This window comes from uncultured Maribacter sp. (genome assembly GCF_963974015.1).
Classification (GTDB): domain Bacteria; phylum Bacteroidota; class Bacteroidia; order Flavobacteriales; family Flavobacteriaceae; genus Maribacter.
The window spans coordinates 57,972-77,626 of sequence record NZ_CAXBBZ010000013.1 but is presented as its reverse complement, the minus strand read 5'-3'; the positions used below and the strand labels follow the sequence as shown (position 1 = coordinate 77,626).

The 19,655-nt window shown below is 34.3% G+C and carries 19 protein-coding genes; 12 read left to right on the top strand and 7 right to left on the bottom strand.

All coding sequences use genetic code 11. From position 1 onward, the window contains the following. Nucleotides 1-15: 15 nt before the first annotated feature. From AACZ41_RS14520 to AACZ41_RS14475, 10 genes are all read left to right on the top strand, one after another. Nucleotides 16-627 carry a fumarylacetoacetate hydrolase family protein gene (locus tag AACZ41_RS14520; protein ID WP_339629269.1) on the top strand — a complete coding sequence of 204 codons (612 nt, stop codon included), beginning with the start codon at nucleotides 16-18 and terminating at the stop codon, nucleotides 625-627. Continuing rightward, entirely contained in the window at nucleotides 627-965 is a 339-nt protein-coding gene (locus AACZ41_RS14515; protein ID WP_339629268.1) for an Hpt domain-containing protein, read from the top strand. The genes AACZ41_RS14520 and AACZ41_RS14515 overlap by 1 nt, the downstream gene beginning before the upstream one ends. Beyond that, nucleotides 965-2,215 carry a competence/damage-inducible protein A gene (locus AACZ41_RS14510; protein WP_339629267.1) on the top strand — a complete coding sequence of 417 codons (1,251 nt, stop codon included), beginning with the start codon at nucleotides 965-967 and terminating at the stop codon, nucleotides 2,213-2,215. The genes AACZ41_RS14515 and AACZ41_RS14510 overlap by 1 nt, the downstream gene beginning before the upstream one ends. Nucleotides 2,216-2,284: 69 nt before the next feature. Then, entirely contained in the window at nucleotides 2,285-2,524 is a 240-nt protein-coding gene (gene rpmB / locus AACZ41_RS14505) for a 50S ribosomal protein L28 (RefSeq protein WP_079512565.1), read from the top strand. A 20-nt stretch (nucleotides 2,525-2,544) separates the two neighbouring features. Then, a complete protein-coding gene (rpmG, locus tag AACZ41_RS14500; protein ID WP_058105695.1) occupies nucleotides 2,545-2,727 on the top strand; it encodes a 50S ribosomal protein L33 in 183 nt (60 codons plus the stop codon). A 36-nt stretch (nucleotides 2,728-2,763) separates the two neighbouring features. Further along, on the top strand, nucleotides 2,764-2,916 hold the full coding sequence (locus AACZ41_RS14495; RefSeq protein ID WP_071340023.1) for a DUF4295 domain-containing protein: 153 nt from the start codon (nucleotides 2,764-2,766) through the stop codon (nucleotides 2,914-2,916). Between the two features lie 86 nt (nucleotides 2,917-3,002). Further along, on the top strand, nucleotides 3,003-3,959 hold the full coding sequence (gene ftsY, locus AACZ41_RS14490; protein ID WP_339629260.1) for a signal recognition particle-docking protein FtsY: 957 nt from the start codon (nucleotides 3,003-3,005) through the stop codon (nucleotides 3,957-3,959). Between the two features lie 2 nt (nucleotides 3,960-3,961). Further along, nucleotides 3,962-4,843, top strand: coding sequence for a DUF2911 domain-containing protein (locus AACZ41_RS14485; RefSeq protein ID WP_339629259.1), 882 nt, complete (start codon nucleotides 3,962-3,964; stop codon nucleotides 4,841-4,843). 5 nt (nucleotides 4,844-4,848) lie between these two features. Continuing rightward, the gene (locus AACZ41_RS14480; protein ID WP_339629258.1) at nucleotides 4,849-6,528 is read left to right on the top strand and encodes an amidase family protein; all 1,680 of its coding nucleotides are present in this window, start codon (nucleotides 4,849-4,851) and stop codon (nucleotides 6,526-6,528) included. Nucleotides 6,529-6,543: 15 nt separating this feature from the next. Further along, nucleotides 6,544-7,389, top strand: a complete 846-nt coding sequence (locus tag AACZ41_RS14475; RefSeq protein WP_339629257.1) for a metallophosphoesterase — start codon at nucleotides 6,544-6,546, stop codon at nucleotides 7,387-7,389. A gap of 12 nt (nucleotides 7,390-7,401) precedes the next feature. Here the strand turns inward: AACZ41_RS14475 and AACZ41_RS14470 are convergent, their stop codons facing one another. Then, nucleotides 7,402-8,004: a nitroreductase family protein gene (locus AACZ41_RS14470; RefSeq protein WP_339629256.1), complete on the bottom strand. Its 603-nt coding sequence runs from the start codon at nucleotides 8,002-8,004 to the stop codon at nucleotides 7,402-7,404. Nucleotides 8,005-8,099: 95 nt separating this feature from the next. Continuing rightward, nucleotides 8,100-9,221, bottom strand: coding sequence for a serine hydrolase (locus tag AACZ41_RS14465; protein WP_339629255.1), 1,122 nt, complete (start codon nucleotides 9,219-9,221; stop codon nucleotides 8,100-8,102). A 117-nt stretch (nucleotides 9,222-9,338) separates the two neighbouring features. Here AACZ41_RS14465 and rimO point away from each other — a divergent pair, with 117 nt between their 5' ends. Further along, complete coding sequence (gene rimO / locus AACZ41_RS14460) at nucleotides 9,339-10,640, top strand: 30S ribosomal protein S12 methylthiotransferase RimO (RefSeq protein WP_339629254.1); 1,302 nt, start codon at nucleotides 9,339-9,341, stop codon at nucleotides 10,638-10,640. Between the two features lie 63 nt (nucleotides 10,641-10,703). Here rimO and AACZ41_RS14455 read toward each other — a convergent pair whose 3' ends face one another. From AACZ41_RS14455 to AACZ41_RS14440, 4 genes are all read right to left on the bottom strand, one after another. Then, nucleotides 10,704-11,864, bottom strand: a complete 1,161-nt coding sequence (locus AACZ41_RS14455; protein WP_339629252.1) for a DUF3999 domain-containing protein — start codon at nucleotides 11,862-11,864, stop codon at nucleotides 10,704-10,706. A gap of 52 nt (nucleotides 11,865-11,916) precedes the next feature. Beyond that, nucleotides 11,917-14,283, bottom strand: a complete 2,367-nt coding sequence (locus AACZ41_RS14450) for a DUF2339 domain-containing protein (RefSeq protein ID WP_339629251.1) — start codon at nucleotides 14,281-14,283, stop codon at nucleotides 11,917-11,919. 178 nt (nucleotides 14,284-14,461) lie between these two features. Further along, a complete protein-coding gene (locus AACZ41_RS14445) occupies nucleotides 14,462-14,656 on the bottom strand; it encodes a DUF4177 domain-containing protein (RefSeq protein ID WP_339629250.1) in 195 nt (64 codons plus the stop codon). 8 nt (nucleotides 14,657-14,664) lie between these two features. Then, entirely contained in the window at nucleotides 14,665-17,118 is a 2,454-nt protein-coding gene (locus AACZ41_RS14440) for a M14 metallopeptidase family protein (protein WP_339629249.1), read from the bottom strand. Nucleotides 17,119-17,289: 171 nt separating this feature from the next. Between AACZ41_RS14440 and bshC the strand changes: the two genes are divergently transcribed. Then, nucleotides 17,290-18,894, top strand: a complete 1,605-nt coding sequence (gene bshC, locus AACZ41_RS14435) for a bacillithiol biosynthesis cysteine-adding enzyme BshC (protein WP_339629248.1) — start codon at nucleotides 17,290-17,292, stop codon at nucleotides 18,892-18,894. 186 nt (nucleotides 18,895-19,080) lie between these two features. On the opposite strand, the gene AACZ41_RS14430 is transcribed toward bshC, so the two are convergent. Next, a complete protein-coding gene (locus AACZ41_RS14430) occupies nucleotides 19,081-19,626 on the bottom strand; it encodes a pyridoxamine 5'-phosphate oxidase family protein (protein WP_339629247.1) in 546 nt (181 codons plus the stop codon). Nucleotides 19,627-19,655 lie beyond the last annotated feature (29 nt).

Genomic DNA, 19,655 nt, shown 5'->3' with positions numbered 1-19,655 from the left:
ATAGATTGGCGCCTAATGAAAATTATTTGCATTGGAAGGAATTACGCTGCACATATTGCAGAACTTAAAAATGAAAAACCAGAAGAGCCTGTCATTTTTATAAAACCGGATTCCGCAGTATTACCCAAACAACAGGATTTTTATATCCCCGAGTTTTCTAATGACATTCATTATGAAGTTGAGGTCTTAGTGAAGATTAAAAAGGTAGGAAAACATATTAGCGAGGAGTTTGCATCTTCCTATTACGATGAAATTGGATTAGGTATAGATTTTACGGCTCGAGATTTACAGTCGAAATTAAAAGAAAAAGGACTGCCTTGGGAAAAGGCGAAAGGTTTTGATGGTGCTGCCGTAATAGGGGAGTGGCTCCCTAAAACACAATTTAACGACCTTAATGATTTGAATTTCAAGTTGGTAAAGAATGGTGAAGTAGTGCAGAATGGTAATACCAGTTTTATGCTTTGGAAGATAGATGAAATCATAGCGTATGCATCAACATTCTTTATGCTTAAAAAAGGAGATGTAATTTTCACAGGAACTCCTGCCGGTGTTGGCAAAATAAGTCCAAATGACTATCTTTCGGGTAGCTTGGAAAATATAGAGCTTTTTACCTTAAAAATTAAATAATGATTTATAACCTGGATAAGATTAATGAGATGGCAGAGGGAGATCAGGATTTTATAAATTCTGTAATATCTGTTTTTTTGGAAGAAGTTCCTGAGGATTTAGATTTATTGGAAAAGGCGTTAATCGCCAAAGACTATGGTCAGGTTTATCAGTTGGCCCATAAAATAAAACCTAATGTAGATTTGTTGGGTATGGAGCAAACACGTGCCATTGCGTTAGAATTGGAAACTTTAGGGAAAGAGGAAGGCAATATGGATGAAATGGAGAGGAAATTTCCTTTGCTTAAAACCGATATTAATCAGGTTGTTGCAGAATTAAAAAAAGACTTCCATTTATAATGCTTGCAGAAATTATAACTATTGGTGATGAAATTCTCATAGGCCAAATAGTTGATACCAACTCCGTATTTATAGCCAAAGAGCTTAATAAAATTGGAATTTCAGTTTACCAAATCACCTCTATCCAAGACGATAAGGAACATATTTTAAATGCATTTAGCGATGCTGCAAAACGTGTAGATATCGTATTGGTGACCGGTGGACTTGGTCCGACGAAAGACGATATTACCAAGCATACCTTTTGTGAATTTTTTAATGATGAGCTTGTAGAGAATGCTGCAGTACTGGCACATGTTGAGAACTTGTTCGCAAAGTATATTTCTAGTACACCTATATCAGATATCAATCGAAAACAGGCCTTGGTGCCTAGTAGGGCAGAAGTATTGCACAACGCAAATGGTACAGCGCCAGGAATGTGGATGCATCAAGACGGAGTAACATTTATTTCGATGCCAGGTGTACCTTTTGAAATGAAGCATTTAATGGTTGAATCGGTCATACCAAAATTAGCTGCTTTTTACAAAAGACCACATATCATTCATAGAACTATAGTCACTTATGGTCTGGGTGAAAGTTCAATTTCGAATCGAATAGAGTCATGGGAAGATAATCTTCCACCTTCCATAAAGTTGGCTTACTTGCCTAATTTAGGGAAAGTCAGATTGCGTTTGTCAGGAAAAGGACCTGATTATGATCAACTAATTGCTTCAATCGACGCTGAATGTGAAAAACTCTATCCGTTTATCAATGATATTATGTTTGGTTTAGAGGATGATGAAACTATTGAAGAGGTCATTGCAAAATTGCTTACAAAAAGAAATTTAACAGTATCTACGGCCGAAAGTTTCACAGGTGGTAAAATTGCCGAAAATATAACTTCCATACCTGGAGCTTCAAAATATTTTAAAGGTAGTGTAGTGAGCTATGCTACAGAAACTAAGGTAAATGTACTTAAGGTGCCTCAAGAAATTATCGATAAGTATTCAGTTGTTAGTGCAGAAGTTGCAAGTGCTATGGCAAAAGGAGTGCGAAAATTGATGAAAACAGATTTTGCTATTGCGACAACAGGCAATGCCGGCCCAACTAAAGGAGATTCAAATGCTGAGGTTGGAAATATATTTATCGCGATTGATGGTCCAGATGTGCATTTAGTTCAAGAATTTCAAATGGGAAGCACTCGAGAACGTATTGTGGAAAAGGCTGTGAATAAGGCATTTGAGCTGCTTCAAAAAGAAATTTTAAAAATGTGATGTTTATAGTTGTCTGAACGATAAAAATGATATAAATTTGCACCCTGTTTAAAAGAAAAAACCAGCACGATGTCAAAAGTTTGTGAAATTACGGGAAAGAAGGCGATGTTCGGAAACAATGTTTCGTTTTCGATTAATAAGACGAGAAGAAGATTTGATGTAAATCTTTCAAAGAAACGTTTTTACATTCCAGAAGAAGACCGTTGGATAACTCTTAAAGTATCTACAAGAGCTTTAAAGAGTATCAATAAGAAAGGTATATCTGCTGTTTTGAAAGAAGCAAAAGCAAAAGGATTAGTTATTAAGTAATCTGGAAAATAGAGCGTAAGATGGCAAAGAAAGGTAATAGAATACAAGTTATATTAGAATGCACAGAGCATAAAGAATCTGGTCAACCAGGTACTTCAAGATATATCACTACGAAGAATAAAAAGAACACTCCTGAGAGATTGGAAATTAAAAAATTCAATCCTATTCTTAAGAGAATGACCGTTCATAAAGAAATTAAATAGATTTTCGATTTAAGAAAATCACAAAAAATATAAGTCATGGCTAAGAAGACCGTAGCAAGTTTACAGACAAGTTCTAAAAGATTGACAAAGGCTATAAAAATGGTTAAGTCACCAAAATCAGGTGCTTACGTTTTTGTAGAGCAAGTAATGCCACCAGAATTGGTAGATGCTTGGATTGCCAAGAAATAAGAAAACTAACTTTTAGTAGTTATTGAGCCCCTTTCCTACGAAAGGGGCTTTTTAATTTTTATATTTGAATAACCATAGTTTTAACAATGAGCTTATTTAAAAAAATATTTTCTTCACAGAAAAAGGAAACCTTAGATAAAGGTTTGGAAAAGACTAAAACTAACTTTTTTTCAAAGTTGGGAAAGGCGGTTGCTGGCAAGTCTAAAGTAGATGACGATGTACTTGATAATTTAGAAGAGGTTTTAGTTTCTTCTGATGTTGGAGTCGATACTACTTTGAAAATAATTACTAGAATTGAGGCTAGGGTTGCGCGCGATAAATATGTAGGTACAGATGAACTCAATGGAATTTTACGCGAAGAGATTGCTGGTTTATTATCTGAAACTGACCCAAGTGAAAATTCAGGGTTAAATATACCGAGTGATAAGAAACCATATGTAATTATGGTAGTTGGTGTTAATGGTGTGGGTAAGACAACAACCATAGGGAAACTTGCTTATCAATATAAGAAACAAGGTTTAAAAGTTGTATTAGGTGCTGCTGATACATTTAGGGCTGCAGCGATAGACCAATTACAGGTTTGGGCCGATAGGGTTGGGGTTCCAATTGTTAAGCAACAAATGGGAAGTGATCCTGCTTCTGTGGCTTTTGATACTTTAAGTTCTGCCTTGACCCAAGATGCCGATGTTGTCATTATTGATACAGCCGGGCGGTTACATAATAAGGTCAACTTAATGAATGAGTTGACAAAGGTTAAACGCGTGATGCAAAAAGTAGTGGAAAATACACCTCACGAAGTATTGTTGGTTCTTGATGGTTCTACAGGTCAGAATGCTTTTGAACAGGCAAAACAATTTACAAAGGCTACTGAAGTAACAGCTTTGGCAATTACCAAATTAGACGGAACTGCAAAAGGTGGTGTGGTTATAGGTATTTCGGATCAGTTTAAAATACCGGTTAAGTATATTGGTGTAGGTGAGGGTATCGAAGATTTGCAAGTGTTTAATAAATATGAGTTTGTAGATTCTTTCTTTAAAATTTAAAATTGAGGAAGGTTGATTTCATAATTTGTTTTTTTTTATCTAGTTTTTGCTGGGCGCAAATCAATCATCCGAAGGCAAGCCCCTTTGCTACAATAGTACAAGAATTTGGACTTTCAAAAATAACGGTAGAATATTCTAGGCCATCTGCTAAGGGCCGTCTATTATTTGGCGAGCAAGTAAATGGAAAGTCCGCACTAGTTCCTTACGGCCGTATATGGCGGGTAGGTGCTAATGAATCTACCAAAATAACATTCCTTTCTAGTGTTGTAATTGGTGGACAAGATCTTCAAAAAGGTAGTTATGCTTTATACGTTTATCCTGAAGAAGATGAATGGCAAATTGTGTTTCACAATAATACGACCCATTGGGGTGATGGCCGATTGGATTATGATTCTCAAGACGATGCTTTGAGAATAAAGGTTGTTCCATTGGAAACTTTAGAATTTCAAGAGAATTTTTTGATTTCGTTTGATGAGATAACTCATAATGAAATTACCATGATTTGGAAGTGGGGTAATACGAAAGTGTCTATTCCTATTCAAATTGACACTGAGTCAGTTATGCAGGCTCAGATTAAGGAAAAACTATTTAACTCGCCTACTGCTCAAACGTACTACGAAATTGCAAGGTACAATCAAGAACAGGGAATTTTGCAGGTCAAATCACTTGGTTATATTGATATGGCTTTAAATTTGGGAGGTGATACCTATTATTTTCATCGAGTAAGGTCTTTGCTTTTAGCTGATTTGGAGAAGTACTCAGATGCTATTAAAGCGGCAGAAATGTCATCGAAATTAGCTAGTAAAGAAAATAAAGATGAGTTTGTTAGATTGAATGCTAACAATATTAAAGATTGGAAAATGATACTTTTGAAAAATAAATAAGCATTATGAAAAAGCATTTGTTGTTACTGGTAATCATTATGTTGAGTGCGTGTAAAAATGAGCAAGATTCAATGAAAGATGAACTCATTTTATGGACTCCATATAATGATTCAGCTGAAGTAGCAGCAAATGCAGACCATGAAAAAGGTCGTATGAAATATAAATTGATTCAGTCTAAGGTACTTGATAAAAATGACGTATTCAAACCTTTGTATGGTGAAGTTTCGAAGTTAAGTGAGGCAGATTATGAAGCTTTGGTCCCTATGATATTGGAACAGAATATTTTCACTATTCGTCATCACATTCAAGAGAATGAACTGACCTATGAAGATTTGGTGCTTTTCTATTTGTATCGTATTTATAAATATGAATTGGATAATGCTACTACCTTAAATACAATTATTGCACTCAATAATGATGTTGTTAAGGAGGCTCGAAGATTAGATGAAGAAAAAAAATCGGGAACCGTTTCACATGTACAACATCCTATTTACGGTATGCCAATTTTATTAAAAGATAATATCAATACCTCTGGCATGAAAACTACGGCTGGGTCTATTGTGTTGACTGATAATGCAGTTGAAGATTCTTTCATTGTAGAAGAATTAAAAAAGAATGGTGCACTTATTTTAGGAAAGGTGAATTTAAGTGAATGGGCTTATTTTTTATGTTCTGGTTGCCCTGTTGGGTATAGCGCTTATGGAGGTCAAACCCTGAATCCTTATGGGCGTAGGATTTTTGAAACAGGTGGGTCAAGTTCGGGTAGTGGTACTGCTGTTGCTGCCAATTATGCAGTCGCTGCAGTTGGTACAGAAACTTCGGGGTCAATATTATCTCCAAGTAGTCAAAACTCGGTAGTAGGTTTGAAACCTACAATCGGTTTGTTGAGTCGCTCTGGGATAGTTCCTATTTCTAGTACTTTAGATACTCCAGGTCCGATGACGAAAAATGTTGTTGACAACGCTATTTTATTATCTGCTATGCTTGGTTATGATGAAATGGATTCAAAATCGGTTGACGACAATTTTCCGGGTATATTATCCGCTGGTCTGCATCCTAAGCCATTCAAAGAAATGAGGTTGGGAGCTATTAATGAGTTGATGGAAACAGATAGTATTTACAGAAAAACAATTGAGGGTATTGAAAATGCCGGTGCTACGATAATAGAGTTTACACCTCCAGAGGTTACGATGGATGGTTTTTTAAGCATTCTGAATATTGATATGCGTAATGATTTGCCAGTCTATTTAAAAGAATATTCGAATGCAAATTTGGTGAAAATCAAATCTATTGCTGATGTTGTATCCTTTAATAAGGCCGATTCGTTAACTAGAATTCCTTATGGTCAAGCACTTTTTGAGGGTATTATTTCTGATTCTACATCAGTGGGAGAGTTAGAGGGTATAAAATCAAATCTCGAAAAAAATGGCCGTACTTTTTTTGATACAGTAATGGATCAAAATAAATTAGATGCTGTATTATCAATCAATAATTATCATGCGGGTTACGCAGCCGTTGCCAAGTACCCGGCCCTCACAGTTCCTATGGGGTATAAAGCTTCAGGAGAACCAATTGGTCTTACCTTCATTGGCAAGCAATTTTCAGAAGCTAATTTGCTGTGTATTGGTAGCGCTTTTGAAAAACATTCAAAAGTTCGAATAATGCCTGTCGGATATGATAATTAAAAACTTTAGTTAATAATGAAAAGGAGAAAGTTTATAAAGAAAACTTTTAAGTGGGGAGCTGGCTTAGGTATTTTAACTGGATTGTATAGTTGGCAGATTGAGCCTTTTTGGATGGAGTTTGTTCATGTGAAAATGCCGTTGAAAAATTTACCAAAAGAACTTGTAGGTAAAACTTTAATGCAGATTAGCGATATACATATTGGTAAAAGCTTTGATTATAAATACATTATAGATTCATTTAAGGAAGCTCAGCAACTAAAACCAGATTTTGTGGTGTATACGGGTGACTATATAAATTATGATGATGATGAGCAAATTTTACAATTGCAGGAAGTGCTTGATTATGCAGTCACAGGAAGTTTAGGAACTATTGGAATTCTAGGTAATCATGATTATGGTATCGATTACGCTGAAGAATCTGTAGCGAGGAGTATTACGAAAAGTTTAGAAACCGCAGGTATTACTGTTTTAAGGAATAATGCCATAGATTTAAATGGTATTAATTTTATAGGTATAGATGACCTTTGGGGAATTAATTTTCATCCTGAAGAAGCGACAAAGAAGTATGATCCTTCAAAGGCAAATATTACCCTTTGTCATAATCCAGATGTTTGTGACTTGCCCGTTTGGAATAATTTTAAAGGTTGGATCCTTTCTGGGCATACGCATGGTGGACAAGTAAAACCACCCTTTTTACCTCCACCAATGCTTCCTGTCAGAAATAAAAAATATGATGCAGGAGAAATTGATTTGGAAGACGGTAGAACACTTTATATAAATCGAGCTTTAGGATGCCTTCTTCAAGTCCGGTTTAATGTTAGACCAGAAATTACTTTGTTTGAATTAATGAGGGAAGAATAACTAACCCTCATGCTATTCAATTGAAGTTATAACCTTATCGATTGCTAATCTAGATTTACCGTTTATACTAGGTTGATTACCATCTTCGGAATCACGATAACCTATGGCAACAGAAAATAGTACCTTGTGATTTTTTATATTGAGAATTTCCTTATATTTTTCAGGTTCAATACCTTCCATTGGGGTAGAATCTATTTCCATAGCAGCACAGGCGGCTAAGAAAAAACCTAGAGACAAATAAACTTGTTGAGTTAGCCAGTTAATGGTTTTTTCTGCAGGTTGGTCTTTCAGAAATTGCTTGTAATAATTTACAGAACCCTCAGCTAAATTTTCTTCTACATGACGTTCGAATTGTTCAAGATTATCCTGAACACTAAAAACGACTAGATGACTTGCGCTGCTTATTTTAGGGGCGTTAAAGAAGGATGCTTCAGCTAAAGCATCTTTCGTTTCCTTATGTGAAACAAAAGTAAATAGCCAAGGCTGACTGTTAATAGAAGATGGACTAAGCTTTAGAATATGCTTCAAATCTTCGATATGTGCTTCTGAAATTTTCTTAGAAGCATCGTATTTTTTTGTGGTATATCTTTTTTCGGCTATTTTTCTAAAATCCATCAATTTTTTTTACAAAAATAAGAATTGTTACTAGTAAATATTAAATAACGTTCTTAAGTTATTTGTAAAATGATATGAGATCTTCAATTTTGAACTTATTGGATGATTTCATTAATCAGTCCCCAAAGTTCATTGTCAAAACCTGATGGGCCTAATAGAATTTCGCTGCTAGCGCCACCCATTCGTACCACTACCAAATCTAAACTTGGCACCATATATAATTTCTGGTCGTTTTTTCCTAAGCCGGCATATAGGTCTGCAGGTGCATTAGGTATTAAGCTTCCTGTGAATTCAATATCGGAACCTGGTACTCGATAACTCCTCTTTCCGTTCAACCAATACAAATAACCGTAAGAAGGGTTTAAGTCTTGAGAAGAATTGGTCATAGAATTAAAATAAGCTGTGTCCGTTAAAATTGGCCTACCATCCCAGGTGCCTTGGTTTAAATTTAAAATTCCGAATCGAGCCATACTTCTAGCTGAGCTAAAGAAAACATTATTGTATCCAACTTTTATAAACAGACCTTGCATACCAATAGGCTCTTTAATTTTTTCTGAGAAATATGAATTAAAATCTGTATTGGTAGCATTTGCAATTACGTCGTCAAGTAAAGTGTAAGGTGCATTATGATAGTACCAAGTGGTGTCAATATCATTTAAGTAAATTAAACATTCAGGGTCGGTACAAAAAGCATCCTCGACATTATAATCTAAACCAGTGGTCATTGTTAGTTGGTTCTCTATCGTAATGCTCAATTCTTGGTCGATAGTCAAGCTCGACCATCCTTCACCTAAATAGTTCGAAGTAGGTTCGGTAATACTAAGAAATTCTTCTTGTTGGGCAATACCGGTCAGCATTGATGTCAGGTTTTTTCCGGCAGAATTCCAGGCATGATTATCATCTTGTGTGAAATCGCCAAAATATTTTTCAATTACAATTCTTCCGTCTTTCAAAATTATGAAGGCATCAGTATCGTTATCTTCTAAATAACTATATAAATTATCTACTTGATTTTCATTCCATCCAAGAGTTTGCATTGAAATCGTATCCCATTCGTCGGTTCTTGTTATTGGTGGAAAATAGGTATCAAGAGGTACAGGCGAAATAACAGCTGGTGTTCCACTTTTTTCAGTATCAGTATCAGAATCAGATTCACTCGAACAGGCAAAAAGTAATGATGACACAACAAGTAAGCTGAAATATTGGGGAAATTTCATGGTCAAGTTTTAGTTTGGGACGTTATTTTGAATAATCGGTTAAAGATCACTAGTAATTTTGTCCATATCTAACGTTTTTAAAGACCCAAATCGTATTTTTGCACCCCAATTTAAATTATGAGGACAAAAACTCTTAAGAAGAACAAAATCAACGTAGTAACTCTAGGTTGTTCAAAGAATGTTTATGATTCCGAAGTACTCATGGGTCAATTAAAGGCCAACAACAAAGAAGTTGTACATGAGGAGGAAGGAAATATAGTAGTTATTAATACTTGTGGCTTCATTGCTAATGCTAAAGAAGAAAGTGTTAATACCATTTTGGAGTATGTTCAAAAGAAAGAAGATGGAGTAGTGGATAAGGTTTTTGTAACCGGATGTCTTAGTGAGCGCTATAAGCCAGATTTGCAAAAAGAAATACCGAATGTAGATGAATACTTCGGCACCAGTGAATTACCAGGTTTGTTAAAAGCATTGGGTGCTGACTATAAGCATGAATTGATCGGAGAGCGATTAACGACTACACCAAAGAACTATGCTTATCTTAAAATAGCTGAAGGTTGTGATAGACCATGTTCGTTCTGTGCCATACCGATAATGCGTGGTAAGCACAAAAGTAAGCCAATTGAAGATTTGGTGATTGAATCTGAAAAGTTGGCCGCAAAGGGTGTAAAAGAATTAATACTTATAGCACAAGATCTTACTTATTACGGTTTGGATCTTTATAAGAAAAGAAACCTTGCCGAGCTTTTGGAAGCTTTAGTGAAGATAGACGGTATTGAATGGATACGTTTACATTATGCATTTCCGGCAGGTTTTCCGATGGATGTGTTAGATGTTATGAATAGGGAACCAAAAGTTTGTAACTATTTGGATATACCCTTACAGCATATTTCTGACCGTATTCTAAAGAGTATGCGGCGTGGAACTACAGAAGCTAAAACTACCAAATTATTACAAGAGTTTAGAGCAGCGGTTACGGAAATGACCATAAGAACTACTTTAATTGTCGGCTATCCAGGCGAGACCGAAGAAGACTTTGAGACTTTGAAGAATTGGGTTGTTGCCATGCGCTTTGAGCGATTGGGTTGCTTTACGTATAGCCATGAGGAAAACACACATGCTTTTTCTTTAGTAGACGATGTGCCTGAGGAAACTAAGCAAGAGCGTGCCAATATTATCATGGAGATTCAATCTCAAATATCTTGGGAGCTAAACCAAAAGAAGGTAGGAGAAACTTTTCGTTGTATTATAGACCGTAAAGAAGGAAACTATTTTATAGGTAGAACTGAATTTGATTCACCAGATGTTGATAATGAGGTCCTTATTGATGCTGCAAAACATTATGTGAAACAAGGTGAGTTCGTGAATGTGAAAATTACCGAAGCTGCTGATTTTGACCTGTATGGTGAGCCGGTTTAATTAACTTAAAGTTAAAAATAAAAGGCTTGTTTTTAGGTGTCAAAAAAGGAATAGTGTAATATTTTAAATCTCTTTCTTCATCATTACAATGGTGAAATAGCCCAATAAAAGTATTATGACACCAAGAATTGACCATAGCCACCATTGATTTTCGAAGAGCGGTTTCTTGGTTTCGATTTTTGGTTTAAGAATGTTGATTGCATCGCCGAATTGAAGACTTGAAATATTTTCTGGAATAGAAATAGAAGTTTTTACTATATCATAATTAGGGGCCTTATCATTTGTTTTGCCGTAAACAAGAAAATATGTTGCTGGTTCTGTAAAGCGGGTGGTTAGACTGTGTATGTATCCTTTAATGCTAATATTAGAAAATTTTAAAGGCTGATTATCATTATTAGAAACAATAATGCGAAGCTTTTGCGCCATGGTACCTGGTAATTGAAAACTATTTTCTTCGATAGAAGAAAGAGTTCTTGTAGCCATTGTTCTATAATTATAATGATATCCTTTATCTGTCTTAACACTGTCTACAAGGTATTGTATGGTAATAGGTCTGTAGTAATCAATTTTATCATCTACAGAAAGCTCTAATAGATTAAGCGGAGCTCTACTTTTTAAATTGACATTAACTATAGTGTTTTTTTCTTCTTGAAAAACATTAAATGATCTAACTGTATAATCTCGGTATTGAGGGGCTTTCTTCGCTTTCTTTAAAATTTCAATAGATTCAAAATTGGGCTTTTCAGGACTTTTAATCAGTAATCTGTAAAATTTGAAATTAGTATCAGAAAATTTCAATGTAGTAAATGAATAATCTGTTTGATCGTTCATTATAGAAAGAATGCGGTAATCATCTAAAAGTGTAAACCATTCCTGTTGGTTTTGACTTCCTTCAAGGGTAATAAGCCAATTAAAATTCGTGTCTTTAATACTTAATTTTATCTCATTAATAGTTTCTTTTTCTTTTACATCATAGGTGTAGAAATATCCTTTGGCGTTATTGACAGTGTTCAATAAATTAAAAGAAATAAATGAATTTGCATCTATAGCTTTTGAAGTATTATGAATATAGGGTGCCTCAATGGTGTCTATGGCTGTTACTCCAAAAACGCGAATATCGGTTAAATTCGAATTCATGTTTTGAAACACTTCGTTGGGTAATTGAATGGTATGCCATTGGTTCTCTATTCCTTTCAGCTTTATTTTTTTTGAATAGGATTTCATCTGACCAAAGCAAAATGATGTGGTTAGAACGATAAAAATTAAGAATAGATTATTATTCGGTTTCATCTGCTATGATGTGTTTGTATTTATTGTAAAGAAAAGAAATGATAAGTAATAAAACTCCGAGCGAGACAAATACAATAGTTTTTGATATAGTATTCAATGATGAAATGTCATAGAAAAATAACTTAATCAAGGTGAAAGAGAAAAGAATAATTGCACCAATACGCAGGTGTTTTTTCTTCTTCCAGATACCTAATGCAATAAGTAAAAGAGCATAAAGTCCCCATAAGATACTTAAGCCTAATTTATACGATTGCTCCGAACCAGATAAGTCCATCCAATTTAATAGTTCACTACTTGAGATCCAGATAATAGAAATGTGCATTACAATCTCAAAAGGTACTTTATAGTTGATTTTCATAAAGTCTTGTCGAACTAAAGTTCGAATTGCGAATAATATGAATGCAAAAAAAGCGAAACCAATATATCTTATATATATGTTGTAAACGCCTATTTCAAAATATTTAGAAAGCTCTTGCGACAGAAAATTTTCTCTAAGTTCACTCAACGTGTAAAGGCCGATACTAAGAAATTCCAATACAACTAATAGACCAGAGCAAGTGGCAACTATGCCTAAAGCTTTATTTTTAATTTTAAAGGAATTGAAAAGGCTAAGTATACTAACAAATAGCATGGTGTAGAAAATTTTCCATGTAATGCCTAAATCTTTTAAGTTGTAATTGAAATAAGGGTAATAATCTTCAGTTTTCGAAATTTGAACTTTAGATGCTTCTAGAGCATCGTTCCAGTAATAATCAACTTCTAAATAAAAGGAGAGATAAAGAGTTAGTATTAAAATTACAGGCATGCCAAACTCCATTAGTTTATTGGCTACAGTCTTCTTTTCAAGATTTAATTTCGTTTGAATCCAAGTGATAAATCCAAAAGCGGAAACGCAAAGTAACGAAGTTAATAAGGTGATATTGAAAAATGGTTTCGACGTTACTAAACTATCATATATACCAAATTGTTGATAGGTATATGTCCAATCCATAATCAAACTTAAAATGGCAAGTACTACCATTATGTAAGATAAATGTTCGTAGAACGAAACCTTTTTAGTTCGCCCTATCCAAAAAAGAAGCGCAGCTTCAAATGCCCAAATTAGGGTTACCCAGTTACCATCTAATTGCACTGGTATGGCAATGGTTATAAATGTGAGTACAAAGCCAGAGGTTAAAAAGAATAATTTTCGGTCTGCTAATTTTTTCTTGTAAATGAATACGGTTACCGCAAAATGTATTAATGCATTTGCTAAGGTAAATAGTCCTAAATAGGACTCTCCATTTTCATAACCGTATAACCAAGCAATTCCAAAGCCATAAAAAATGAATGAATTCAATAAAATTAAGATAATATCACCAACCTTAAACTGTTCGGATTTTAACAATTTAAAGGCTAAAAATGTAGCATAAAAAATGAGAAAGAACACTATTAGAAATGTAAAGCCCATGTAAAAATCTGCATCTATGCTATTAAACGCATACCAAGCTCCGTATATCAACCAAGTAAATGCAAATGATATATAATAAAGTGCTTTCCAATATTTTTTAATAGAGATTACTAATATTCCAATATTTATAAGTGCCATGTAGCTAAATAATACAGTGGCATTTCCAGAATTATTACTTAGTAAAAATGGTACACCATATGCGCCAACCAAACCAATATGCGCTATGACTTGCTTATTGTAGTTAAGGGACGCTACGACCCCAAAAACAGTGCATAATAGCATAATGCCGAATGCAAATAGTTGAGGGAATAGTCCATATAAGTCATAAGCAGCGAAAGTGATAAAATATAAGATGGCCAATGCACCACTTACTAAAACGGCACTGTAACTTTCATATTTTGCTTTTAATTTAAAAGCAAAACCTAATAAACCTAAGCCCATTAAATAACCAAGAATTATTCGAGTAAGCGGACTTATTAAATTATTTTCTATAGAATATTTTGCACCAATGACAACACCAATTACAGTAATTAAAATTCCAATTTTATTGATGAGGTTTTCACCTATAAATTTTTCAAGATTTGATTTTCCTTTTGGAGTGGAAATCTTCTTAACAGGAATATTAATACGTTGTTCTTGAGCAGCAACTGGGGCTTCAATGGCCTCCTTTTGGGTAATGGACAAATCAGCTTCATTAAAAGCAATAGGTTCTTTAATGTATTCTTTTTCAGGTTCAATGGCTGAATCTTTTTGTGCTTGGTTAAATTTAATTGCTTGAGTATTTCTTAGTATTTGAATATCTCTTCGAATTTCATTAACCTCAATATTAAAATCTTGTTGCTTCTTAAGAAGAAGCTCAAGTTTTTGCAAAAGCTCATTAATTTGGTCTTGATCGTTAGCCATATGGGTTGGTTTATTGTTGCTTTCACAGAATGTTGTCTCAAGATAAACGTAAAAGATCTAAATATGTTGGCTAATGTGTTATATACCTTATCTAAAATAAAATGTCCCTGAAACAGGTTTAGGTGTTACAGGGACATTTAGTTAAAATTATTTTGCAATTAAAATCTAAGCTTTGGGGCTATTTTTCAAAATATAAATAGATGTACATAGCTGCACCAAAGTTTGAGGCATCCGTAGAAACCAAACGCCAGCCATCTTTTGCATGATCATTTAATTTTTCTTGAATCTCCTTGTTCGACGAATTGACAATATGATATTTATCAAAAGTTAATTTAGAATAATAAATAAGGGTTTCAACTTTGTATTCTTTCATAGATAATATTATTTGACCATAAAAAGTGCATTGGCGAAAAATAGCTTCCCATTTTCCCAAAAACCTCTAAAGAGCGGATTATCGACCATATATATTATTTGACCTCGACCCATTTCTTCAGTTCCGAAAATTAATGTTTCTGCAATTTTCTTTTTTGCTTCACTGCCAGCAAAACCAGATACAGGTTCGTTGGCACCTTCACTAAGATAAACAGCACTTCCATTTTCTAAATATTTGTATGCTCTATCTCCCAATTTCAAAGTAAAATAAGTGTCGTCGTAACCGTAAGCTAAAGGATTTGTATTGTCTACCGTAGCTTTGAAAATGGCACCAGTAATTTCAGACTTGATCTGTTCACGTTCAGATACTTCAAAAGATGAAATGGTATTGGTTGAATCTTTTTCGATTTCTTTTTCCTTAATGGTAAAATCTTTATCTGATGAGGTAAGGGCATCAATGGCACCTCCCATCACAATAAGTTTTCCTCCACGTTTTACCCAATCTTTGATTTTTTCTTGGATATGACTGGATAAAAAACTGTTATAACCTCTACCATCAGGTAAAATTAAAATATCATATGTTGTTAAATCAATTCTACTGAAATAATCCTCGTCTAATACAGAAATAGGGAAATTCAATTGTTGCTCAAAAAAGTTCCATATTTCACCAAAACGTAAGGTAGAGGTAGGTTCGCCAGAAAGTACGGCAATATTCAGATCTTGTATGACATCTACGTATCCTGAACCAAAATCCTTTCCACTTTCTACAAAACCTGTGTTGGTTGAGGTTAGGGTTTTATTATGATTTTTAGAGGCGTTTGTTAATATGGTATTGAAATTATTTATTTGTTTGTTATCGCTTTTAGTGATAATAAGAGTTCCTCTTTCATGTGAAATTCCGTCTAAAGTAAAAGGTTTGTGGGCATAACGAACACGAATTTTATTTCTTATCAGTTCAGCCAAGAACCTTGCATCTTTCATACTGTTCCAATCGGCTAAATATGCATAACTATCAGCTTTTACAATTTCATAAGTGATGTTTTGTGTGCTTGAAATAGTGCCTGCGACATTACTTTCACTAGCAATTGCATCGAGACCATATGCATAAGGTAATGACCATGCTGTAATATCATAGGTAACCGAATCACTAAGCTTTGCAGTAGGTTCAAACAAAACTTTAACTAACGTGCTCTTCGCTTGATCTGTAGAAACTATAATACTCTTATCACTACTTTTTAATGTTCCAGATTTCCCGGTTGTATAATTGTAGCCTTTAACTGTGTTATTGCCACCAACTTTAAATTCTATTTCGTGTTTGCTCAATAAATTAGTTAATGCTTCTAGCTTATCAGGATTCCCATTCAATACGTAGCTTTTGTATTTGTAATTCTTATTTTGATAGAATTTTTTGAATTCCTCATTCAGCTTAGTTGCATTTTTTGAAGCCACCTCTACAGTAGACAAACCTGTAGTGTGGTGATGCGCAATTCTATCTTTTAAGGTAAGGGTGTCTCCAATACTGGTGATAATACCTAACCCGGCACGACCGCTACCACCTTGTTCATAGGTCATGCCAATACCGCCATTGTAGGTTGGATAGGTGTCACCATAACTTGGATATAATAGGTCGAACACTTCTTTTGTAAAATAGAACCATCCATTTTCATCAAAATACTTTGCATGGTTTTTACCTATAGTTTTTTGAAATTCTCTTTGAAAACCGGTAACAACTTCATGAAATGGTTCTGCCGCAGGAGCAAAATAATACGGGTTATCAACACCTTGTTCGTGAAAATCTACATGTACGTGAGGTAACCATTTGTTGAATTGTTTTAAGCGTTGCTGACTTTCAACCTGTGTCAACCATGCCCAATCTCTATTTAAATCGAACATATAGTGATTGCTACGTCCGCTCCACCAACCCTCATGGTGTTCCTTGCTATTTGGGTCTACTTGGTTCGGTGAGTTTTTGAATTGGTTGTACCAGTTTACATAACGATCTCGACCATCAGGATTAATACATGGGTCAATTAACACAACAATGTTTTCTAGATAACTACTTTTAGTAGTGAATAAATCGTAAATAGTTTGCATAGAAGCTTCCGTACTTACACTTTCATTTCCATGAACATTGTAACTAAGCCATACAATAGCCTTGTCCGGTGCGCCTTCACCATTCAATCCCTTCATATGCTCTTCTCGAATTTTTTCAAGATTCTGCATATTTTCTTTACTGGAAATGGTAGCCAATAACAAAGGTCGTCGTTCATTGGTTTTACCATATTCAATTAGTTTCATGCGTTGTGGTTCAGCTTCTGCTAAATATTGATAATAATCAACAACCTCATGGTGTCTGGTGAATTGTGTTCCTAGTTCATAGCCTAAAAACTCTGATGGAGATTTTAATTGGGCTAAACTTAAAAGCGGAATGAATAGAAATATGTAGTGTAGAATTGCTTTCATATAGTTATTTAAATTCTGAGTCAGCCAAATCTATTAAAATAAATGCAAAATGAAAGTGATTTATATTGTATTTCACCGAGTAATTGGGTTACTGATGCTAGTGGTAATTAACTTATATTTAGGAAATGTAAAAAGAAAGGGTTTTATATTTACCAAGTATTTAATTTTCATATGGATATTGACTTTTTGCCCATTGAAAAAACGGGCTATTTTTCGAAATTGATTTGCGATTACGTTGCCGCAGAAACTGCGCTTAAACCCTTATATAATCGGTTTCCCGATCTTAAAGGTTTTAAAGGTCAGCTAGAAGAAAAAGGAAAGCATTTTACTAAAGCCCATAGAGATGTTTTGCATAATTCAATACTTAAGCAGTATAAAGACACAGATGTTTCTAAAAAAACAGCGGCTAATATTGAGCTTTTAAAAGAAAAAAATACGTTTACCATTGTTACGGGGCACCAGTTAAATCTATTTACAGGACCCTTGTATTTTCTATATAAGATTATTTCTACCATAAATTTAACTCAGCAATTAAAGACAGCATATCCAAATAATAATTTTGTGCCTATTTATTGGATGGCTACTGAAGATCACGATTTCGACGAAATCAATTATTTCAATTTCAAAGGATTAAAATTTCAGTGGAACAAAGATGCGTCAGGGGCTGTAGGCCATTTAAAAACAAAGGGTTTAGAGGAAGTTTTTGATTTATTCTCGCAAACTATAGGTGATAGTAAAAACGCCAATCAATTAAAGGATCTGTTCGAGAATGCCTATTTAAAACATGATAACCTAACGGAGGCAACTAGGTATTTGGCCAATGAAATTTTTAAGGACTACGGTTTGGTTATTGTTGACGGTGATAATGCCGATTTAAAGAAGTTGTTGGTGCCTTACATGAAGAAAGATATCTTTGAGCATTCGGCTTTTAAAAAAGTATCTGAAACTATTCAAGTGTTAGAGCAAATCTCACCTGATTACACTGTACAGGTGAATCCGCGTGAAATCAATTATTTCTATTTGAAAGATGGTATTCGCGAACGTATAATAGAAAGTAAAGAAAAGTATATCGTAAACGATACCACCATTTCGTTCACTAAGGAAGAATTGATTAATGAGATGGATGCTCATCCAGAAAGATTCTCTCCTAATGTTATTGCTAGACCGTTGTACCAAGAAGTCATTTTACCAAACCTTTGTTATATTGGTGGAGGCGGTGAAATAGCCTACTGGTTAGAATTGAAGGCAGCGTTTGAAGCTATGGATGTGCCATTTCCAATTTTATTGGTAAGAAATTCAGCCTTGATTATTACCGAGAAACAGGCGGATAAGCTTGAGCGAATGAACATATCTAAATCTGATATCTTCTTAAAGCAGAATAGCTTGATCAATAAAAAGATTCGAGAGATTTCAAATATAGATATCGATTTTTCTATACAGAAAAAATTGTTAGAAGAGCAGTTTAAAGCAATGTATACAATTGCCGAAAAAACAGATAAGTCATTCTTAGGTGCTGTAAAGGCTCAAGAAGTAAAACAGAAAAAAGGATTGGATGCATTGGAGAAACGCTTGCTTCAGGCGCAAAAGAGAAAATTAAGAGACCAGGTAGTTCGTATGACCGAACTACAGAACGAAATTTTTCCCAACCAATCATTGCAAGAACGTCAACTTAATTTCTCTGAGTTTTATCTGGAATATGGTGAAGACCTAGTGTCGATGTTATTCGAAGCATTGCGGCCATTAGATTTGACTTTTACAGTGATTACCGAAAAATAAATATAGGTAGGTGTGTATCTTTTAATAAGATACCTGTATTTGTTTTTTTATTGTTTCTTTTAAATCTAATTATAGAAAATTAATTATGATTAGCTAATAAATTACATCCAACATAAATAACATAACTTCAGTTGATCTCTCTATAGGATTAGGGAAAGAAAAAGAAAATCTTTATTTCTATTTGGACTAGGGTACTAAAAATTCTCCATTCCAATCACCATCGTCTTTTTTAAAGACTGCTCTAATATGGTTAGGTCGTTGTAACTTTAAGTATTCAATTTTTGTAGGAACAATATCGATTATGGTAAAGTAATTTTCATCTTCAACATATTCCACATGGTCAGGATTTTTTAAAGAGCTCCCAGGGCTGGTATGGGTAATATAGTCTTTTCTGCTGTTAGGTTGAATGTTTTTCCATGTTTTTGAAAGCCTGCCGTTGTCCGTTACTATTTCAGCAGTGCCCTCGACTTTTAATTGCAACAATTTCTCAGGATGATATAGTAAAAAGCTAACTTGATTATTTACGGCAAGGTGCTTAATTTTTTGGGTACGACTATCTGTGTAGATGGTTAAAAGCAAATCTTCAGAAACCTCCCGCAATACTACGGTACGTAAACGGGCGATGGTTTCATTACCTACTGTTGCCATAGTAATGAACCTGAACGGATGTGCTCTTTCTGATATACCCTTTTTAATTTCACTGTTTAATTCTTCAAAAAATGAATCAATCATACCTACTAATTTATATAAAGGTAAAAATA

Bases quoted from the DNA above. Each gene is read 5' to 3' on its own strand.
- AACZ41_RS14520 (WP_339629269.1), top strand. From the start codon at position 16: ATGAAAATTATTTGCATTGGAAGGAATTACGCTGCACATATTGCAGAA.
- AACZ41_RS14515 (WP_339629268.1), top strand. From the start codon at position 627: ATGATTTATAACCTGGATAAGATTAATGAGATGGCAGAGGGAGATCAG.
- AACZ41_RS14510 (WP_339629267.1), top strand. From the start codon at position 965: ATGCTTGCAGAAATTATAACTATTGGTGATGAAATTCTCATAGGCCAA.
- rpmB (WP_079512565.1), top strand. From the start codon at position 2,285: ATGTCAAAAGTTTGTGAAATTACGGGAAAGAAGGCGATGTTCGGAAAC.
- rpmG (WP_058105695.1), top strand. From the start codon at position 2,545: ATGGCAAAGAAAGGTAATAGAATACAAGTTATATTAGAATGCACAGAG.
- AACZ41_RS14495 (WP_071340023.1), top strand. From the start codon at position 2,764: ATGGCTAAGAAGACCGTAGCAAGTTTACAGACAAGTTCTAAAAGATTG.
- ftsY (WP_339629260.1), top strand. From the start codon at position 3,003: ATGAGCTTATTTAAAAAAATATTTTCTTCACAGAAAAAGGAAACCTTA.
- AACZ41_RS14480 (WP_339629258.1), top strand. From the start codon at position 4,849: ATGAAAAAGCATTTGTTGTTACTGGTAATCATTATGTTGAGTGCGTGT.
- AACZ41_RS14475 (WP_339629257.1), top strand. From the start codon at position 6,544: ATGAAAAGGAGAAAGTTTATAAAGAAAACTTTTAAGTGGGGAGCTGGC.
- AACZ41_RS14470 (WP_339629256.1), bottom strand. From the start codon at position 8,004: ATGGATTTTAGAAAAATAGCCGAAAAAAGATATACCACAAAAAAATAC.
- AACZ41_RS14465 (WP_339629255.1), bottom strand. From the start codon at position 9,221: ATGAAATTTCCCCAATATTTCAGCTTACTTGTTGTGTCATCATTACTT.
- rimO (WP_339629254.1), top strand. From the start codon at position 9,339: ATGAGGACAAAAACTCTTAAGAAGAACAAAATCAACGTAGTAACTCTA.
- AACZ41_RS14455 (WP_339629252.1), bottom strand. From the start codon at position 11,864: ATGAAATCCTATTCAAAAAAAATAAAGCTGAAAGGAATAGAGAACCAA.
- AACZ41_RS14450 (WP_339629251.1), bottom strand. From the start codon at position 14,283: ATGGCTAACGATCAAGACCAAATTAATGAGCTTTTGCAAAAACTTGAG.
- AACZ41_RS14445 (WP_339629250.1), bottom strand. From the start codon at position 14,656: ATGAAAGAATACAAAGTTGAAACCCTTATTTATTATTCTAAATTAACT.
- AACZ41_RS14440 (WP_339629249.1), bottom strand. From the start codon at position 17,118: ATGAAAGCAATTCTACACTACATATTTCTATTCATTCCGCTTTTAAGT.
- bshC (WP_339629248.1), top strand. From the start codon at position 17,290: ATGGATATTGACTTTTTGCCCATTGAAAAAACGGGCTATTTTTCGAAA.
- AACZ41_RS14430 (WP_339629247.1), bottom strand. From the start codon at position 19,626: ATGATTGATTCATTTTTTGAAGAATTAAACAGTGAAATTAAAAAGGGT.